The following is a 16,289-nucleotide window of genomic DNA, read 5'->3' on the forward strand; positions in this document are numbered from 1 at the left end:
TGACAGCCACAATCTCGAGGGGTTCAGGCCGACACGTCAGCAGGAAGAAAGATCGAGGCTAGTAACGCGTCGTTGCTATTTGCGCTTATGCCACACAGCCGGTTGTCTGCAGTCCCGGTTGCGACCGCCTTTCATGTGTACGTCGATGCCGAAGAGGTTTCATGTCCCAACGCCGACCATTCGGGGCGATTATTGCCCTGGTGTTGACCATGCAGGTCCTGAGTAGCGCAAATGCGTTCGCCCAACCTGTCGATACACCAGCCCCACTTGAGGTGCCCGATTCGCCCACTGTGCCTGGGGAGCAGTTGCCGGGTCCCGCGCCAGCTCCGGAACAGCTTCCGACTCCCGATTCCGAAATCTTCGTTCGCAGTCTACCGATTGTCCAGGTCACCGATCCTGCGGAGATTCAACGGATCGGCGATTCAGCGATTCAGGAATCTGCGCAACAACAACGATCTGCGACCCCTATCCAGGGGTGCAACAACACCCGCTTCAAATCGTGTGGGGTGTACATCGCTCCAATCCTGCAGTACCGGAGGGGGACGGACGGCGTCGCGGTTCCTTTTGGAACGTTGAATGTGAACATCACCCTCGTCATGTCGTCGTCGGTCAACAACCGCCAATCCAATATCTTCGCGTACTTCGAGAGCGAGATCGAATGGGGAACACCGATAACAACAGGTACTTTCACCTTCACTCCTTCGAAAGTGGGACCTGATGGAATCCAAGCTCCTATCGCCGAGATGCGTACGTTCAATCTGAATCCACCTGGGGTGATTTCGTACGAGCAATACCCCGAGTTCTCCAAGCTCACGACGAGCAGCATCGGCTGGTCGACGTACACGTTCGCCTGGACCTCCGTCATCGCAGGCACCATTCAGGAAGGTCCGCCGCCTGGAACGTTCTACACGGAGCAGCGGATCCGCTGCGACAGTACGGCAGCGTTCGGCGCAGCCGGATGCGTCAATCCGACAAACTATCCCACGGTCTACTACAACAAGGCTGTTATCCCGACTATCACGCAACACGTTCTCGACCGTCAAGCCATAACCGGTGAGGGCCGCCCGTTCGGGTCGTCTCTCACACGGACGAACAAAGACGGAATCGACCTAAACCGCGACATATCGTGCCCGGCCTCACAACTTCGACGGCTCGAACTGTTGGGAGAAAAGCCGGGACCGGACGAGATGGAGAATCCCTCGTGCGATGAGTACCCGCTCGCTTCCTCCGATCAGGGCGGGTCCGGGGCATCTGTTCGATGGGTTCCGTTGAAAGAAAACAATTCTCAAGGCGGAACGATGTCCCAATTCTATAAAGGAAACCGCGTGATGGTCGGTGACAACTTCTACGTCAATGCCTTCAACTGACCGCCCAGTTTCAGTTCATTCCCTCCCGACCAGAAAGCAGAGTCATCATGAAAGTACGTTCAGCACGTAAGGCCCTGGCAGTCGGCGCACTCTTGAGTGCAGCTGTAATCCTCGCACCAGGTACCGCAAATGCAGCCGCAGTGACCGGGTGGGTCGGTCCCGCGGGAAGCAACGGCGGCGGCATCCAGTTTTTGAACACCTCTACCATCATCAACTCACCCAACCTGACCGCACAGTCGAAGATCTACTCAGTCTTTGGCCAGACAGCCCCTCCAGGAGACATCGGCGTCCGCGCCCGCCTGTTCAAGAGCGGGGTCTTGTGCGAGGCGATCGACTATAAGTACAACGCATTCCCAGCACCAGAGCTAACAGTCGGCACGACGAAGACCTGTGGTACCGGTTCGTACAACAGCCACGGATTCACCGCCGTGTGGAACGGCACCAATGCCTACCGGCAGGCCCTGACGTTCCCCAGCAACCCTCTCGACTGGACAGCTCCGGCCGCCCGATCGGCAGAACCCTCGACCGATAGCGGCGATACCGTCGCAGAATCCGGCACGAACGATCAGGGCCAAACGTACGGACAAGGTGATGCCGCCAGCGACGCTGAGTTGCCCGACCTCGTCGCGGCGTTCGGAGATGATGGTACCGCTGGCTATATCGAGAAGTCTGCGCTTCAAAGCGCGGTAGCGTCGCCGGCGGAAGCGACAGCGCTAGAACGGCAGACCATCGGCGGCGTGGACGTCTACGGCTCTGCGCCCAGGACGGTGCCGGTCTTCGCTGAGGACGGCATGACGAAGATCAGTGACTTCACGATCTCCTGAAGAATCGACTCCTGCCGAGTGTGCGCGTGCACTCGGCAGGAGTCGTTGTCTTACTTACTTGCCTGCTGCTGTTCTGGGGTAGGCATACGTGTCATGAGGGCTGTTATGGGGGCCAGAGTGTCCGGGTCCAAGTACACACCCCACCTGCCGTACGAAATCGGCAGACCGAAGACCAGGGCCGATCCCCCATCGCGGGTGGCGTCGATTGTCTCGTCGAGTCCTAGAACTTCCTCAAACATCCAATAATTGTCTCGCCCGGAAGCGTAGTACTCATGCGTCGCACGAAGATCCGGTGCCAGCTTTGCCTCCCACTCGCTGCGTGACTCTTTTTCGAGGTCGCTGCGGTACCGCGCAAGAATCGTCTCTGTCAGGTTGCCGTCTGCGGCCGCCTCGAGGAGGCGCTGTTTTGTCACTATGCGGGTGGTGGTCTGCGGTGAACCGAAACCGCGGAAGATGCCATCGCTGTCCGCGGCGTTCTGGTAGTCGGCGAAATCGAGATTGGCGATGGACAAGTTGTTCTCGACGTCTGCCAACACTGCCGGCATAACTCGAAACGCCGGCATCGGCTCACTGCCTCCGCTGTTGCGGATATCGATTGCCAGGATAGGCATTTCGGAGCTTTCGAATGTTTGGCGGTCGGCGATGAACGCGTAGGTCGGCGGGGGTGCTTGCAGGAGGCTGATCACCTCGGCCGGGGACGCGCTTTCGAACGACGTATCGTCGATCAACGTCAACGTCGCCCGAACCTCAGTACCGTCTGATTGCGTGTGGCTTTTCGACGCTGCGGCAACGATGTCGTCCCACGACCCCTGATCACCGAAATAGGTTCTGATCAATAATGATTCGCCCTCGTGCGCTATTTCGACCATGGCCCCTACGTTACAAGACTCACTCCAATCGGTGCAGGGGATGTAACCGTTGATCCGACATGACTTCTGACCTCTTGCGGACCTATAGTCCGCGCTGCTGCCAAGACCAAATCGGGCGATAGAACAGCGAGAAAGGCCGAGGTCGGAGGGAGCCTGGCCGGGGCCGACGCTCAATTTCTCAATATCGGTGCGGTTTACCGAACCGAATATGGCGGCGTGAGCAGGGGCCGCGGAGGTCGCGGGCATATTGTCGAGTGTGTATCGGCGGGCCCGCGGTCTCGACGCTGCGAAGCGTGCGTTCACGCAGGCGCGGTAGTCGTCGTCTGACCCGTGAATCGCTACCGATGCCAGCGAGGTCAAGGCCGGGCGATCACATGGAGCAGGTAAAAGCCCGGCTCGTTCACGCAACTCTGCCGCCATGTCCTCCCACAAGGAAGGGGATGGGGTGAGCTCGCACTCATGAACCCAGCCCGGAATTGAGTAGCGCTGTCACCGACGCTCCTCGATCTGAGAACCCGCAGTACGTTGTCGTCACAGAGATGCCTGTCAGGACGTAAGGTGCGTCTTCATCCCCCAAAACGGGGGGCTGGTGTAGATAGGTCCTCCAGCGAGAGGTGTTCTGATCGCGCTCGTGAGTAGGGGTCCCCGAACTCGTGCTTCGCTACGGTGGACCCATGAGCCTTCCTCGACCTACGCCCGACAGCACAGCCGTCGTCACGGGGGCCTCCTCCGGAATCGGGGCAGCGATTGCCCGCGAACTCGCCGGCCGTGGGCACGGCGTGACCCTCGTGGCGCGAAGCGGTGAAAAGTTGAGAGCCCTGGCCGAGGAACTGAATGCACGCGGAGTCCGAGCGGAGGTCCTCGCTGCGGACCTGTCCGAGCGATCGGCGCGAAGCGAACTACTGGGCCGAATCGAGGCACTGGGACTGGTACCGGACATCCTGGTGAACAACGCAGGCCTGTCCACTCTCGGGCCTGTCGCATCCTCGGACCCCGAAGCCGAATTGAACATGATCGAGGTCGACGTGGCTGCTGTCGCCGACCTCTGCAGCCGATTCCTGCCAGGCATGACAGCGAGAGAACGCGGCGCCGTACTGAACGTCGCATCGACCGCGGCCTTTCAGCCGCTCCCCGGTCAGGCCGGGTACGGCGCGTGCAAGGCATTCGTCCTCTCGTACACACAAAGTCTCAGTGGCGAGCTGCACGGAACCGGAGTTACCGCGACGGCTCTGTGCCCCGGACCGGTGGATACCGGATTCGGTGAGACAGCGGGCTTTTCGAAAGAAGATGCCGAGGCTGCACTTCCGTCCGTGATGTGGGTGTCGCCCGAAGATGTCGCAAAGACCGCCGTCGACGGCATGGCGAAAGGCCAAATGGTCGCGATACCCGGCGCCATCAACCGAATCGCGTCGATATTCGCCCAGGTGACGCCTCGAAAGCTGTTGGTACCGATCCTCGCTCGCAACCATCCAGGCCTACGCAAAGGATCCGCTTCATGACCCGCGAATTCTCTGTGTCCGACAGCGCAGTCATCAACGCTGACGCCGCCACTCTCTACGCCGCCATCAGCGATCCGACACAGATGGGTGGCTGGAGCCCGGAAAACCTTGGTGCCGTGGTACACAACCCCCGCGAAAGCGCTTACGTCGGAATGGTATTCGACGGAAAGAACAAGCGTGGGCGGGCACGCTGGATTACCCGATGCACCGTCACTGTCGCAGATCCCGACTCGGTGTTCGAGTTCCGCGTCCACGCGATCGGCGTGAAGACTCCCCGCTTCAAGGGCGCCAACGCGACGTGGCGGTACGACTTCGAACCGGTTCCCGGTGGCACCAAGGTCACCGAGACATGGACCGACGACCGCACGAAGTGGCCCGATGCCGTAGCGCTCGTGTTCGACAAGATCGCCACGAGCGGAAAGACGTTCCCTCAGTTCCAACGTCGGAACATCGCGAAGACCCTCGACAATCTGCACAAGCGTTTCGGCTGAGCAGCTACTTCCGCTCGAACAAGCCCCGTACATAGGCCGCTTGTCCACAGTGTTGGAGGTCATCGGACGCCACCGACACCAGCCGCACACCGAGTGTCACCGGGGGATCCCACTGCTCGTCGACGACGCGATCGAGATCCTCGGCCGTCAGCGAGCCGAGATATGCGACGGTCCTGGCGTGCACCGCGTCGTGGTAGCTGCGGAGAAGGTCGGCGTCGGCGCTCACCCGAGCGACATCGTCGGAGCTGTGGCCGTAGCCGATCGCAGCCCTATCGAACGGTAGGCCGAATCTGCCCTCCCAGCCATCCGAGGTCCATACCTGCTCTCCTCCTTCGCCGCCGGCCACGTGATCATCCTGAACGCGTGTCGAGTGCCAGATCAGCCACGCAATCGTGTTGGCCTGCGGGTCCGGCCTGAAGGTGAGTGCCTCGGGAGGAATGTCGTCGAGAATGTCGTGTACGACTCCCTTGATGCGATCGAAAGCCTCGATGAGTACTCCGGCGTGATTCACCTGGATTGTCCTTTCGAAATACGGTGGAGATGACGTGGGACTTACCTACTCAGGCGTGCATACCCGACCGAACAATTTTCATGACCGGAATTTCTATCGCTGCATAACCGGTTGCACCCTGACATGAAGGCAATCACGTACACCAGGACCGGCGACACCTCCGTACTCGATCTCGTGGACCGAGAGATACCCGAACCAGGCCCGGGCGAGGTTCGAGTGAAGGTCGCCGTATCCGGGGTCAACCCCACCGATTGGAAGAACCGGACAGGCGCGCGCCCCGGGGACGCACTCGACTTCGACGAGGTCGTGCCCAACCAGGACGGTGCAGGGACCGTGGATTCGGCCGGCGCCGGCGTCGAGGGTCTGGCCGTCGGGGACCGGGTGTGGCTGTACCTCTCACAGCACCGGAGGCCGACCGGAACGGCACAGGAATACACCGTCGTCCCGGCCGAACGCGTCGTACGACTCCCAGAACACGTCAGTTTCGACGTCGGGGCCAGCCTCGGCGTGCCCGCCATGACAGCCCACCGCGCACTGACGGTCTCCGAAGACGGCCCCTCACGGTTGCATCCCGGCGCGCTCGCCGGCAAGACAGTCTTGGTTGCAGGTGGTGCGGGAGCGGTCGGCCATGCGGCGATCCAGCTCGCACGCTGGGCGGGAGCAACGGTCGTCACTACTGTCAGTGGCCCGGAAAAAGCAGCCCTCGCTACTGGCGCGGGTGCACACCACGTCGTCAACTACACAACCGGTGATGCCGCTGTCTCGATCCGAGCCATCGCCCCGGACGGGGTCGATCTGGTGATCGAGGTTGCCCCGGCGCAGAACGCGGAACTGAATGCCCGCGTCATCTCCACGCGTGCCTCGATTGCCGTGTACGCCAACAACGGCGGCAACACGATCACCCTCGATATACGACCGAACATGGTGCTCAACACTCGCTACCAATTCATTCTGCTCTACACCGTCGGAGAGGCCGCCCTGAAGGCAGCTCGAGAAGACATCAACGCTGCAGCAGGTGCAGGTGTTCTCGCGGTCGGCGAGAGCGCCGGTCTACCGTTACACCGGTTTCCCTTGTCCGGCACAGCCGCTGCGCACGAGGCAGTTCAGAACGGCGTGACCGGCAAAGTTCTCATCGATGTCTGACGCACCACAAGGCACCATTTGCCGAAACAGCAAAACAACTTGCTCATCTACGGATGCGTCGGCATTGTCGTAGACATGCACACACACGACGACGCTCAGGCAGTCTTCGACCAACCGTTCTGGGACAACCTGTATTCGGAACGACCGAACATCTGGAGCGGCCACGCCAACCAGGTCCTGATCACCGAGGCGTCGAAGCTCACACCAGGAAGCGCCCTCGACGTCGGCAGCGGCGAAGGCGCCGACGCGTTCTGGCTCGCGGACAACGGCTGGAAGACCACCGGCGCCGACATCTCCCCCATCGCCCTCGAACGTGCTCGGCAGGCACAGGGCGGCCGAACCGTGGCGTGGCTCCACCGCGATCTCACCGAGTGGGCTCCGCCAGCCACGTCGTTCGACCTGGTCAGTGCCCACTTCTTTCATCTGCGACCCGCCCAGTTCCAGCCTGCTGTTCTTCGCTTCGGCGACGCAGTCACCTCGGGCGGACACCTCCTGATCGTCGGACACAGTCCCTCCGACGCCCTGGCCTCGCAGCATGGACACGCCGAAATCCTCTTCACAGCCGACGAGGTCACCGCACTGTTCCCCACCGAGGAATGGTCCGTCGTCGTTGCCGAGGATCGTGCGCGAATCGGCACCACCCCCGAGGGGGAGCAAGTCGAGCGCGTCGACGCCGTCGTGTTGCTTCGTAAGCTCTGACCTCGGGAGGACGGAATACAGGGGCAACTAGAGTGATGGCGATGTCCATGCCGCTCCGCCACTGGTTGACTCTGCCACTGCGCTACTACGTGCCACTGGCTCTCGCACTGATCGCCGCGATGATCATTCTGTTCACCCCCGCGTCGGGCGTCCCCAGCGGATTCACCCACAGCGACAAAATCATTCACTTCACGCTCTTCTTCGCACTCGCGTACACCTCACGAGTCGCAGCGGTGTCGGCGTTGCGGACCGTCCTCTGGACGACAACTTTCGCGATAGCGTCCGAGATCCTTCAGGCCGTCCTGCCGTTGGGCCGTAGCGGTTCCCTCCTCGACGCAGCATTCGATGTGGCAGGTGCGGCCGTGGGGTGCTCGTTGCCACGCGCGTGGTTCCGGTTCACTCCGCTATAGACTGACAGCACGCTCCGGGGGTTCTCGGCTCGCACGCCACTTCTGGAAGGGTCACCATTACCTCGACGTCCACGCCCCATGAGATATATCTGGTCGCTCCCGAGCAGGACGCGCTCGACCCAGTGATCGGTGAATCGCCCGAGTCCATCGCGCGCCTGACGGACCGAACCGATGTGGTTGCGTACGACGGAAGGTTCGCCTTGTCGATCACGTCCACGACGCCCCACCAGGCGATGGTCTTCGATCTGCTGTTTATCCGCGCTGCCCTCGACACTGCCCGCATCCGATACCTGCTGGTTCGCGGCAACGACAAGCGACCCGTCATCGCCATCGATGCTGCCGATCGCGAACCACTGCGCGTAGCGCTGGTAGAGGCGTGCATGCAAGAGCCGTTCTACTCCAAAACGGTCGACATCAAACGAGCCAAGACGGTACTGGTGGCCGACGGATCACTCTCACCCGCCTCAGACGCCCGCATTTTTCGGCTCTATCGCCCCCGAATCGAACCGAACAGTGGCCTGCATTACGGCGCCTCGACGGCAGTTCAGATCGAACTGTGGGCATTTTCGCCCCAGGAGATCGTGCTTCCCGTCGAGAACTCGCTGACCCGCCGCACCATCCGACGCGACGAAGCAGTGCGCGGAACCGTCGAGCGGTTCGGAAAAACCTGGCCGACGATCGAGAACATGTTTGCCGACCACGCGTCGGACATTAATTTCGATATCGACATCGTGTTCTCCTGGGTCGACGGCTCCTCCGCCGAATTTCAAGCCCAACGCGCACGCCGCATGCAGAACTACATTGTCGGAGAAGGCGACTCGTCACCCGCACGATTTCGGCAGATCGACGAACTGAAGTATGCGCTTCGCTCGATCCACATGTACGCACCGTGGATTCGTCGCATCTTCGTCGCCACCGATTCCGACCGACCTGCCTGGCTGGCCGAAGATCCGCGCGTCACGTTCGTGCCGAGCGAAACGTTCTTCGCCGACACTTCCGTTCTGCCGACCCACAATTCACAGGCAGTCGAGTCCCAGCTGCATCACATCCCGGGCCTGTCCGAGCATTTCCTCTACTCCAACGACGACATGTTCTTCGGACGCCCGGTCGGCCCGCAGATGTTCTTCTCCCCCGGTGGCATCAGCATGTTCATCGAGGCCGGCACCCGAATCGGGTTGGGCTACAACGACGAAGATCGCAGCGGGTTCGAGAACGCCGCCCGGGTCAACCGCCGACTGCTGCAGGACCGCTTCGGTCTGATGACCACCAGGCACCTGGAACACGCGGCAACGCCACTGCGCAAAAGCGTCATGCAGGAGATGGAGAACGAGTTTCCCGACGAGTTCGCTGCCACCGCGGCAAGCGTATTCCGCGCCAGCACCAACATCTCGGTCACCAACTCGCTCTATCACTACTACGCGTTGATGAGCGGCCGGGCAGTGGTGCAGACGAGTGCCAAGGTCACCTACATCGACACCACGTCGCATTCGGGGCTCCATTCCATGGAGAACCTTCTGCCCAAGCGCTCGATCGACTTCTTCTGCCTCAACGACGGCAGCTTTCCCGAGGTCGACCTCGAGGTGCGGACCCGTCGGGTCACCGAGTTCCTCGAAAGGTACTTCCCCATCGTTGCGCCCTGGGAAAGCTAGATACTGCTGAACCTCGGCCTTCGCGTGCTTTCGGCAATGGTCACCCCGGCCTCGTCCAGACGCCGAACGACCTCTTCGGCGGAGACGTATTCACCGACGGTCTCATAGGTTCCGATGGGGACCACCGAGTGCACGACGTTGTCGTCGTAGAGGTGGACGAGGTTGTAGGCCTGAGCACCATCCCGGCCCCGGGTTGCGCCGGGCGGGACGTTCAGGTCCTGGGTATAGCAGGTAGCGGACGCTACCGACACTGGAATTCCCGCGAACGTCGCTGATGTCGAATAGTGCAGGTGACCAGCCAGGATGGACCTGACGTCGCTACCACGGAGCACATCTGCGAGTCGGCGTTGATCGAGCAACTCCACCAGCACCGCAAGATCCAACACCGCAGGCACCGGCGGGTGATGCATCGCCAGAATGGTGCCGAATTCGGCTTTCGTTTCGAGAATGCCTGCAAGCCAATCCAATTGGGCTTGCGTCACTTCACCATAGTGGTGACCGGGAACCGTCGAATCCAACGTGATGATGCGAAGTCCTGCCACATCGTGCACCCGGTCGACCGTCCCGGTCGTCGGCGCCTGGTCGAGCAACCGTGATCGGAAGGCCGCACGGTCGTCGTGATTTCCCATCGCCCAGATGATCCGGGCTCCGAGCGCATCGGCAACCGGCTCGACCAGCGCCCGCAGCGTGTCGTAAGCACCCGGCTCACCTCGGTCGGTGAGATCGCCGGTGAACACCAGTGCATCGGGCCGCACCCCGGACGTTTCGACGTCGGCGAGGATGCGACGCAGGGTGGCCGTACTGTCCACTCCCCCGTACAAATCACCGCCCTCGACGAGGTGCGTATCGCTCAGGTGCAGGAGGCAGTGGTTCGGGCGTGGATACTCCGCCGTACGAGCCTTCATCGGTGTCTCGCTTCCGATCGGCCTTCTCGTGGGCACACTTTTCGCATGCCCTCTAGTTCACAGTAGCCAAACCCCCCGAAGGGAACACCCGGGGTACGGCGAATTTACGGCGAACGAACACCGAGACAGCTCCCCCATGCAGGTGAGTGGGAATCAGCTCGATTCCCACTCACCTGTCGAGAAACTCTTACTGCGAGAGCGCGCGCAGGTGCTCGTCTGCGCCACCGAGCGTGTGCTCGATCGCGACGAGCCTGCTGACGTAGTGTCCGACCGGGTACTCGGCCGTGACGCCGATACCACCGTGCAGCTGAATCGCCTCTTGCCCCAGCTTGCGTGAGGACCGAGATATCTGCAGCTTCGAACGCGAAGCCACGAGCGGATCGACGACGTCGTCTGCGAGGTTCATCGTTGCGTACAGGGCCATACTGCGCGCCAGTTCGAGCAACACGTACATATCCGCAGCCCGGAACGTCAGCGCCTGGAATTTCGCGAGCGGAACCCCGAATTGCTTGCGCTGCTTCAGATAATCCGTCGTCAACCTCAGTGCCTCTTCCATGGCACCGACAGCTTCGGCGCACAGTGCAGCCTGCGCCTTCACCTCCGAAGCCACGATGGCCGCGGCCGCATCCTCACCGTCACCCAACGGCTCGGCCGCGACATCGGTAAACGTGATCTGTGCCGCCCGACCACCATCGTGAGTTCGGTAGGACTTGCGATCGAGCCCCGTCGCATCGCCGTCGACGAGAAACAGGCCTACCCCGCCGCCTGGAAGCGTGGCACTGACCACCAACACATCAGCACTGCCGCCGGATGGGACCGGATTCTTCGTACCGGTGATCGACCACGACCCGCCGTCCTCGGTCGCTGAAGTACTCACCGAGATATTCGGCCAACGGCTGCCGGTTTCGTTGTGTGCGAAGGCAAGCAAGGTGCTGCCTTCTGCTACGCCGGGCAAGATGCGTCGGCGCTGATCGACACTTCCGACCTCGGAGATCAATCCGCCCGGCACGAGCACCGCATCGAGTATCGGCTCCGGGGCGAGGCGACGACCGACCTCGGTCATGACGGCCATGATCTCCACCGGACCGGCATCCATGCCGCCGTCGTCCTCGGAGAAACTCAGTCCGAGTAGCCCGACTTCGGCGAGCTGCTTCCACACATCAGCCGACCAACCAGGTTCGGCGGCAACGATCTTGTTTCGCTTTTCGGTGTCATACGCCCTCGACAGCACCTCACGAGTGGTGTCACGCAGGAGTTTCTGTTCTTCGTTCAGTTCGAAATCCATGTCTGCCCCTCACAATCCGAGAATCGTCGATGCGATGATCTGCCGCTGCACTTCGTTGGATCCGCCGTAGATCGATACCTTGCGGTAGTTGAGGTACGTCGGAACCGAACGTTGTGCCCAACCGGGACTGTCGATGTCCTCGCCTGCCTCGTAGGGAAGCGAATCTGGTCCTGCGATATCCATCAACATCTCGGTCGCCGACTGCTGCAGCTCCGATCCGCGCAACTTCAGAATCGACGACGCTGGATTCGGCTTACCGTCGGAAGATCCCGACACCATTCTCAGCTGTGTGAGTTCGAGTGCGAGAACTTCGTTTTCGAGCTCGGCGAATCGCGCGGCGAAGATCGGATCCTCCAGGAGCGTGCCGTCGGCAACGGCGGTGGCGGCCGCATGCTTCTTTGCCTGTTCCAGACGAACCTTGGTGTGCCCGACCCGGGTGACACCGGTGCGTTCGTTACCGAGCAGGAATTTCGCGTAACTCCACCCCTGGTTCTCCTCGCCCACAAGGTTCTCCGCCGGAACGCGGACGTTTTCGAAGAATACTTCGTTGACCTCGACGCTGCCGTCGATCAACTTGATCGGGCGAACCGTGATGCCAGGGGTGTTCAAATCGATCAGCAGGAACGAGATCCCCGCCTGCTTCTTCGGGGCATCCGGGTTCGTTCGGACGAGGGCGAAGATCCAATCGGCGTACTGCCCGAGCGTCGTCCACGTCTTCTGGCCGTTGACGATGTAGTCGTCACCGTCGCGCAATGCAGTCGTTCGCAGCGATGCAAGGTCCGATCCCGCCTCGGGCTCGGAGAATCCCTGACACCACCAGATATCCAGATTGGCCGTCTTCGGAAGGAACTTCTCCTTCATCTCTTGCGAGCCGAAAGTAGCGATCACCGGGCCGACCATCGAGGCGTTGAACGCCAATGGCTCGGGTACCGAGGCAAGCTGCATCTCGTCCAGCCAGATATGACGCTGAACCGGCGTCCAATCCCTACCGCCGAACTCTGTGGGCCAATGCGGAACAGCCAGACCGTTCGCATTGAGGATGCGCATCGTCGTCACCATGTCTTCACGGCTCAGCTCGATGCCCACTTTGCTCTTCTCGCGGATTTCCGCGGGAATCTCAGTGGTGAAGAAAGTCCGCATTTCGTTACGGAAGGCGGCTTCCTTCTCTGTCAAAGCAAGATTCATTTTGGTCCCTCCGGACTCGACCACATTGTCTCTTCCGACCGTACTCCCCAGTAGCTGGGATACTCTCCGGACACTATGACTTTGCTGGCACTGGTTCGACATGGCGAAACCGACTGGAATCTGCACGGTCGCCTCCAAGGCTCCTCGGACATTCCACTGAACTCGACCGGCCGCGCACAAGCCCGCGAAGCGGTGTACGAACTCGAGGGCCACGCCTGGGACCTGTTGGTGAGTTCACCATTGTCGAGGGCTTCGGAGACAGCGGACATCATCGGATCGCATCTGGGGATCGAGCGCAGCGACGTCTATCCCGATCTCGCCGAACGACACTTCGGCGAGGCCGAGGGATTCACCGACTACGACGCGTACTCACACTGGCCGGACGGACTGTATCCAGGCCTGGAACCGCGCGGCGCCCTGATCGAGCGAGGGGTGCAAGCCGTCGAGATGATCGCGCAAACGTATCCGGACTCGTCAGTGATCGCGGTCGCCCACGGCGGCATCATCCGGGCGATTCTCGGTGCGATCCGCGGCATACCATCGCCGCGCATCCTGAACGCCGGGGTATCCACTCTTGTCCGCGACGAGAATGGATGGACTGTGCGCACGATCAACGGAATTCCAGCACGGAGGTATCACTGAGATGCGCATCGAACGCAAGCTGGAAGAACTGGGATTCGTCCTTCCCGCCGAGGCTCACGCGCCGCCAGGATTCCAGTTCTCCTTCGAATGGGTTCGCGTTCGAGGCAACCGGGTGTATGTCACGGGTCACTCACCGCAGCGGGCGGACGGGTCGATGGCTGGCCCCTTCGGCGCAGTGCCGTCGCACATCTCCCTCGACGAGGCCACGGACGCTGCACGAGACACAGCCCTGGCGGTACTCGCCAGCGTGCAACGCGCTATCGGCGATCTCGATCGAATCAGTGCTTGGCTCACCGTCTCGGGAATGGTCAACGCCGATCACGGGTTCACCCAGACGACGACCGTTGTAAACGGCTTCTCCGACGTGATCCTGCAAGTGTTCGGCCCCGAAGTCGGAGCCCATGCGCGCAGTGCCATCGGAACGGCAGCACTACCGATGAACAACGCCGTTGTCGTATCGGCAGAAATAGAGATCGACGGGTAGGTTTCCTCTACCGAACGAGATGACGGAAGGCCTACTTCGAAGTGCATCGCAAAGTGCTCGCTCTGCTAGCCGTGCTGGTCGCACTGATGTCCGTTGCCGGTTGTGGGTCCTCCACCGGACCACTGATCGATACGGTCCAAGACAACGGTGTACTCGTCGTCGGTACCGAAGGGACCTACAGCCCGTTCAGCTTTCAGGGCTCGAACGGACAGCTCACCGGGTACGACATCGACGTGGTCGACGCAGTCGCGGGCGAACTCGGCGTCCGCGTCGAATACGTACAAACGCCGTTCGACTCGATCTTCGCCGGCCTTCAATCCGGGCGTTTCGACCTGATCGCCAATCAGGTCACGATCAACCCCGATCGGCAGAACGCATACGACCTGTCCAAGCCGTACACGGTCTCCGAGGGCGAGATCCTCGATTCGGCGAACAGCACATCGATCACCTCTGTGGCAGACCTCGCAGGCAAGACGACCGCACAATCGTCGACGAGCAACTGGGCCCAGGTCGCCGCTGACGCAGGCGCGAAAGTCGAAGCCGTCGAAGGGTTCGTGCAGGCCGTCACCCTCGTGAAAGACGGGCGCGTCGACGCCACCGTCAACGACAGCCTCGCCATCGCCGAGTATCTGAAACAGACCGGTGACACCGGCGTCAAAGTAGCGGCGCAGACCGGAGACACCAGCTACCAGGCATTCGCGGCCCGCAAAGACAGCGGCCTGATGGACGAAATCGACAATGCGATAGACACTTTGCAGGCGGACGGAACGCTCGACCGGATCTCGACCACGTACTTCGGTTCCGCCGTCGCCGCACCGATAGCAGACACCCAGGCACCGACGTCCGACGCATCAGGCACCGAACCACAATCCAAGTTCGATCTGATCCTCGACAATCTGTGGCCGATGTTGAAGGCAACGCTGACGATGACCATCCCGCTGACGGCCATCAGCTTCGCCATCGGGCTCGTCATCGCCCTTGCAGTTGCCCTGGCTCGTATCTCGTCGAACAAAGCGTTGTCTTCGGCAGCGCGCTTCTACGTGTCCATCGTTCGAGGCACGCCGCTACTGCTGCAGTTGTTCATCGTCTTCTACGCCCTGCCGCAGTTCGGCGTGGTGATCGACCCGTTCCCAGCTGCGGTGGTCGCCTTCAGCTTGAACGTCGGCGGTTATGCAGCCGAAGTCATCAGAGCGGCCATCCTCAGCGTGCCGAAGGGGCAATGGGAAGCCTCGCAGACCATCGGAATGGGCTACCGAACGACGCTGCAGCGCATCATTCTCCCTCAGGCTCTGCGTACCGCCGTGCCTCCGCTGTCGAACACGTTGATCTCGCTCGTCAAAGACACCTCGTTGGCGTCGACCATTCTGGTGACCGAATTGCTGCGCGTCGCGCAATTGGCGGCCGCACCGACGTTCGACTTCTTCGCTCTCTACAGCGTTGCCGCGCTGTACTACTGGGTGATCTGCATGATTCTTTCGTTCTTCCAAGGAAAACTCGAAGTCCGACTCGATAGGTATGTGGCGAAATGACCGACCTTCTCGACGTCAAGGCACTCAAGAAGTCGTTCGGCGAGATCGACGTGCTGTGCGATGTCTCCTTCTCCGTCCCGGCGGGAAGCGTCACCGTGATCATCGGATCGTCCGGATCCGGCAAGACCACGGTGCTCAGATCGTTGAATGCACTCGACCCCGCCGATTCAGGGTCGATCCGGATCGGTGACGTCTCCGTCGACTTCGCAACCACAGTGTCCGCAGCAGAGCTTCGACTCCTCCGAGCGCAAAGCGGAATGGTCTTCCAAAGCCACAATCTGTTCCCACACAAAACCGTCCTGCAGAACATCATCGAAGGTCCGGTGATCGTCCAGAAACGTCCGAAGGACGAAGCGATCGCCGACGCCCTCACCCTGCTCGAGCAGGTCGGCCTCGAAACCAAAGCCGATCAATACCCGTTCCAACTTTCCGGTGGCCAGCAACAACGCGTCGGGATCGCCCGAGCCTTGGCGCTTCGACCGAAGCTCATGCTGTTCGACGAGCCGACCTCCGCGCTCGATCCCGAACTGGTCGGCGAAGTACTCGCCGTCATCAAAAATCTTGCAGCGCAGGGGTGGACGATGGTGATCGTCACCCACGAAATCCGCTTCGCCCAGCAAGTCGCCGATCAAGTTCTCTTCATCGAGGACGGCATCGTTCTCGAGCGCGGAACACCAGAGGAAGTACTGGTGAATCCGACCGAGCCGCGAACCAGGCAGTTCCTACAGCGAATCATGGGCTGACGAACGCGGGTCCGCCCAAGAAAAACACCGCCCAAGAAAAACACCGCCCACCTA

17 protein-coding genes are annotated in these 16,289 nt (G+C 61.1%); 12 read left to right on the forward strand and 5 right to left on the reverse strand.

The window, feature by feature from the left end; translation table 11 throughout:
- Nucleotides 1–578 precede the first annotated feature (578 nt).
- Both BJI47_RS08630 and BJI47_RS08635 read left to right on the forward strand, forming a co-directional pair.
- Nucleotides 579–1,367 (forward strand): NucA/NucB deoxyribonuclease domain-containing protein, encoded by a 789-nt coding sequence (locus BJI47_RS08630; RefSeq protein WP_176224748.1) that lies wholly within the window; start codon nt 579–581, stop codon nt 1,365–1,367.
- A 140-nt stretch (nt 1,368–1,507) separates the two neighbouring features.
- Nucleotides 1,508–2,191: a hypothetical protein gene (locus tag BJI47_RS08635; protein WP_125458679.1), complete on the forward strand. Its 684-nt coding sequence runs from the start codon at nt 1,508–1,510 to the stop codon at nt 2,189–2,191.
- Nucleotides 2,192–2,241: 50 nt separating this feature from the next.
- Here BJI47_RS08635 and BJI47_RS08640 read toward each other — a convergent pair whose 3' ends face one another.
- Nucleotides 2,242–3,060: a hypothetical protein gene (locus BJI47_RS08640; protein ID WP_088943339.1), complete on the reverse strand. Its 819-nt coding sequence runs from the start codon at nt 3,058–3,060 to the stop codon at nt 2,242–2,244.
- A gap of 674 nt (nt 3,061–3,734) precedes the next feature.
- On the opposite strand from BJI47_RS08640, the gene BJI47_RS08645 reads away from it, so the two are divergent.
- Together BJI47_RS08645 and BJI47_RS08650 are read left to right on the forward strand one after the other, a co-directional pair.
- On the forward strand, nt 3,735–4,559 hold the full coding sequence (locus BJI47_RS08645) for an SDR family oxidoreductase (protein WP_088943340.1): 825 nt from the start codon (nt 3,735–3,737) through the stop codon (nt 4,557–4,559).
- Nucleotides 4,556–5,050 carry an SRPBCC family protein gene (locus BJI47_RS08650; RefSeq protein ID WP_088943341.1) on the forward strand — a complete coding sequence of 165 codons (495 nt, stop codon included), beginning with the start codon at nt 4,556–4,558 and terminating at the stop codon, nt 5,048–5,050. Before BJI47_RS08645 ends, BJI47_RS08650 begins: the two co-directional genes overlap by 4 nt.
- 4 nt (nt 5,051–5,054) lie before the next feature.
- Here the strand turns inward: BJI47_RS08650 and BJI47_RS08655 are convergent, their stop codons facing one another.
- Nucleotides 5,055–5,561 (reverse strand): DinB family protein, encoded by a 507-nt coding sequence (locus BJI47_RS08655; RefSeq protein ID WP_176224749.1) that lies wholly within the window; start codon nt 5,559–5,561, stop codon nt 5,055–5,057.
- Nucleotides 5,562–5,684: 123 nt separating this feature from the next.
- Between BJI47_RS08655 and BJI47_RS08660 the strand changes: the two genes are divergently transcribed.
- The 4 genes from BJI47_RS08660 to BJI47_RS08675 all read left to right on the forward strand — a co-directional run bounded on the left by BJI47_RS08660 (nt 5,685) and on the right by BJI47_RS08675 (nt 9,462).
- On the forward strand, nt 5,685–6,704 hold the full coding sequence (locus BJI47_RS08660) for an NADPH:quinone reductase (RefSeq protein ID WP_088943343.1): 1,020 nt from the start codon (nt 5,685–5,687) through the stop codon (nt 6,702–6,704).
- A 75-nt stretch (nt 6,705–6,779) separates the two neighbouring features.
- The gene (locus BJI47_RS08665) at nt 6,780–7,403 is read left to right on the forward strand and encodes a bifunctional 2-polyprenyl-6-hydroxyphenol methylase/3-demethylubiquinol 3-O-methyltransferase UbiG (RefSeq protein WP_088943449.1); all 624 of its coding nucleotides are present in this window, start codon (nt 6,780–6,782) and stop codon (nt 7,401–7,403) included.
- A 41-nt stretch (nt 7,404–7,444) separates the two neighbouring features.
- On the forward strand, nt 7,445–7,813 hold the full coding sequence (locus BJI47_RS08670; protein ID WP_254900469.1) for a VanZ family protein: 369 nt from the start codon (nt 7,445–7,447) through the stop codon (nt 7,811–7,813).
- 155 nt (nt 7,814–7,968) lie between these two features.
- Nucleotides 7,969–9,462: a stealth family protein gene (locus BJI47_RS08675; RefSeq protein ID WP_254900480.1), complete on the forward strand. Its 1,494-nt coding sequence runs from the start codon at nt 7,969–7,971 to the stop codon at nt 9,460–9,462.
- Here BJI47_RS08675 and BJI47_RS08680 read toward each other — a convergent pair.
- The 3 genes from BJI47_RS08680 to BJI47_RS08690 form a co-directional block, all read right to left on the reverse strand.
- Complete coding sequence (locus BJI47_RS08680) at nt 9,459–10,367, reverse strand: phosphodiesterase (RefSeq protein WP_088943344.1); 909 nt, start codon at nt 10,365–10,367, stop codon at nt 9,459–9,461. The genes BJI47_RS08675 and BJI47_RS08680 overlap by 4 nt on opposite strands.
- Nucleotides 10,368–10,554: 187 nt before the next feature.
- Entirely contained in the window at nt 10,555–11,652 is a 1,098-nt protein-coding gene (locus BJI47_RS08685) for an acyl-CoA dehydrogenase family protein (protein ID WP_088943345.1), read from the reverse strand.
- A 9-nt stretch (nt 11,653–11,661) separates the two neighbouring features.
- Nucleotides 11,662–12,837 (reverse strand): acyl-CoA dehydrogenase family protein, encoded by a 1,176-nt coding sequence (locus BJI47_RS08690; RefSeq protein WP_088943346.1) that lies wholly within the window; start codon nt 12,835–12,837, stop codon nt 11,662–11,664.
- A gap of 75 nt (nt 12,838–12,912) precedes the next feature.
- On the opposite strand from BJI47_RS08690, the gene BJI47_RS08695 reads away from it, so the two are divergent.
- From BJI47_RS08695 to BJI47_RS08710, 4 genes are read left to right on the forward strand one after another with little or no spacing between them, the layout of a single operon-like run.
- Nucleotides 12,913–13,479, forward strand: a complete 567-nt coding sequence (locus BJI47_RS08695; RefSeq protein ID WP_088943347.1) for a histidine phosphatase family protein — start codon at nt 12,913–12,915, stop codon at nt 13,477–13,479.
- Nucleotide 13,480: 1 nt separating this feature from the next.
- Nucleotides 13,481–13,963 carry a RidA family protein gene (locus BJI47_RS08700; RefSeq protein ID WP_088943348.1) on the forward strand — a complete coding sequence of 161 codons (483 nt, stop codon included), beginning with the start codon at nt 13,481–13,483 and terminating at the stop codon, nt 13,961–13,963.
- 41 nt (nt 13,964–14,004) lie between these two features.
- Nucleotides 14,005–15,492, forward strand: coding sequence for an ABC transporter substrate-binding protein/permease (locus BJI47_RS08705; RefSeq protein ID WP_088943349.1), 1,488 nt, complete (start codon nt 14,005–14,007; stop codon nt 15,490–15,492).
- A complete protein-coding gene (locus BJI47_RS08710) occupies nt 15,489–16,235 on the forward strand; it encodes an amino acid ABC transporter ATP-binding protein (RefSeq protein WP_088943350.1) in 747 nt (248 codons plus the stop codon). Before BJI47_RS08705 ends, BJI47_RS08710 begins: the two co-directional genes overlap by 4 nt.
- The last annotated feature ends 54 nt before the right edge of the window (nt 16,236–16,289 follow it).

This window comes from Rhodococcus sp. 1168 (assembly GCF_002091955.1).
Classification (GTDB): domain Bacteria; phylum Actinomycetota; class Actinomycetes; order Mycobacteriales; family Mycobacteriaceae; genus Rhodococcoides.

Coding starts and splice junctions, on each gene's coding strand:
- BJI47_RS08640 (WP_088943339.1), bottom strand. CDS start 3,060: ATGGTCGAAATAGCGCACGAGGGCGAATCATTATTGATCAGAACCTAT.
- BJI47_RS08695 (WP_088943347.1), top strand. CDS start 12,913: ATGACTTTGCTGGCACTGGTTCGACATGGCGAAACCGACTGGAATCTG.
- BJI47_RS08645 (WP_088943340.1), top strand. CDS start 3,735: ATGAGCCTTCCTCGACCTACGCCCGACAGCACAGCCGTCGTCACGGGG.
- BJI47_RS08650 (WP_088943341.1), top strand. CDS start 4,556: ATGACCCGCGAATTCTCTGTGTCCGACAGCGCAGTCATCAACGCTGAC.
- BJI47_RS08680 (WP_088943344.1), bottom strand. CDS start 10,367: ATGAAGGCTCGTACGGCGGAGTATCCACGCCCGAACCACTGCCTCCTG.
- BJI47_RS08710 (WP_088943350.1), top strand. CDS start 15,489: ATGACCGACCTTCTCGACGTCAAGGCACTCAAGAAGTCGTTCGGCGAG.
- BJI47_RS08665 (WP_088943449.1), top strand. CDS start 6,780: ATGCACACACACGACGACGCTCAGGCAGTCTTCGACCAACCGTTCTGG.
- BJI47_RS08660 (WP_088943343.1), top strand. CDS start 5,685: ATGAAGGCAATCACGTACACCAGGACCGGCGACACCTCCGTACTCGAT.
- BJI47_RS08670 (WP_254900469.1), top strand. CDS start 7,445: ATGTCCATGCCGCTCCGCCACTGGTTGACTCTGCCACTGCGCTACTAC.
- BJI47_RS08690 (WP_088943346.1), bottom strand. CDS start 12,837: ATGAATCTTGCTTTGACAGAGAAGGAAGCCGCCTTCCGTAACGAAATG.
- BJI47_RS08700 (WP_088943348.1), top strand. CDS start 13,481: ATGCGCATCGAACGCAAGCTGGAAGAACTGGGATTCGTCCTTCCCGCC.
- BJI47_RS08685 (WP_088943345.1), bottom strand. CDS start 11,652: ATGGATTTCGAACTGAACGAAGAACAGAAACTCCTGCGTGACACCACT.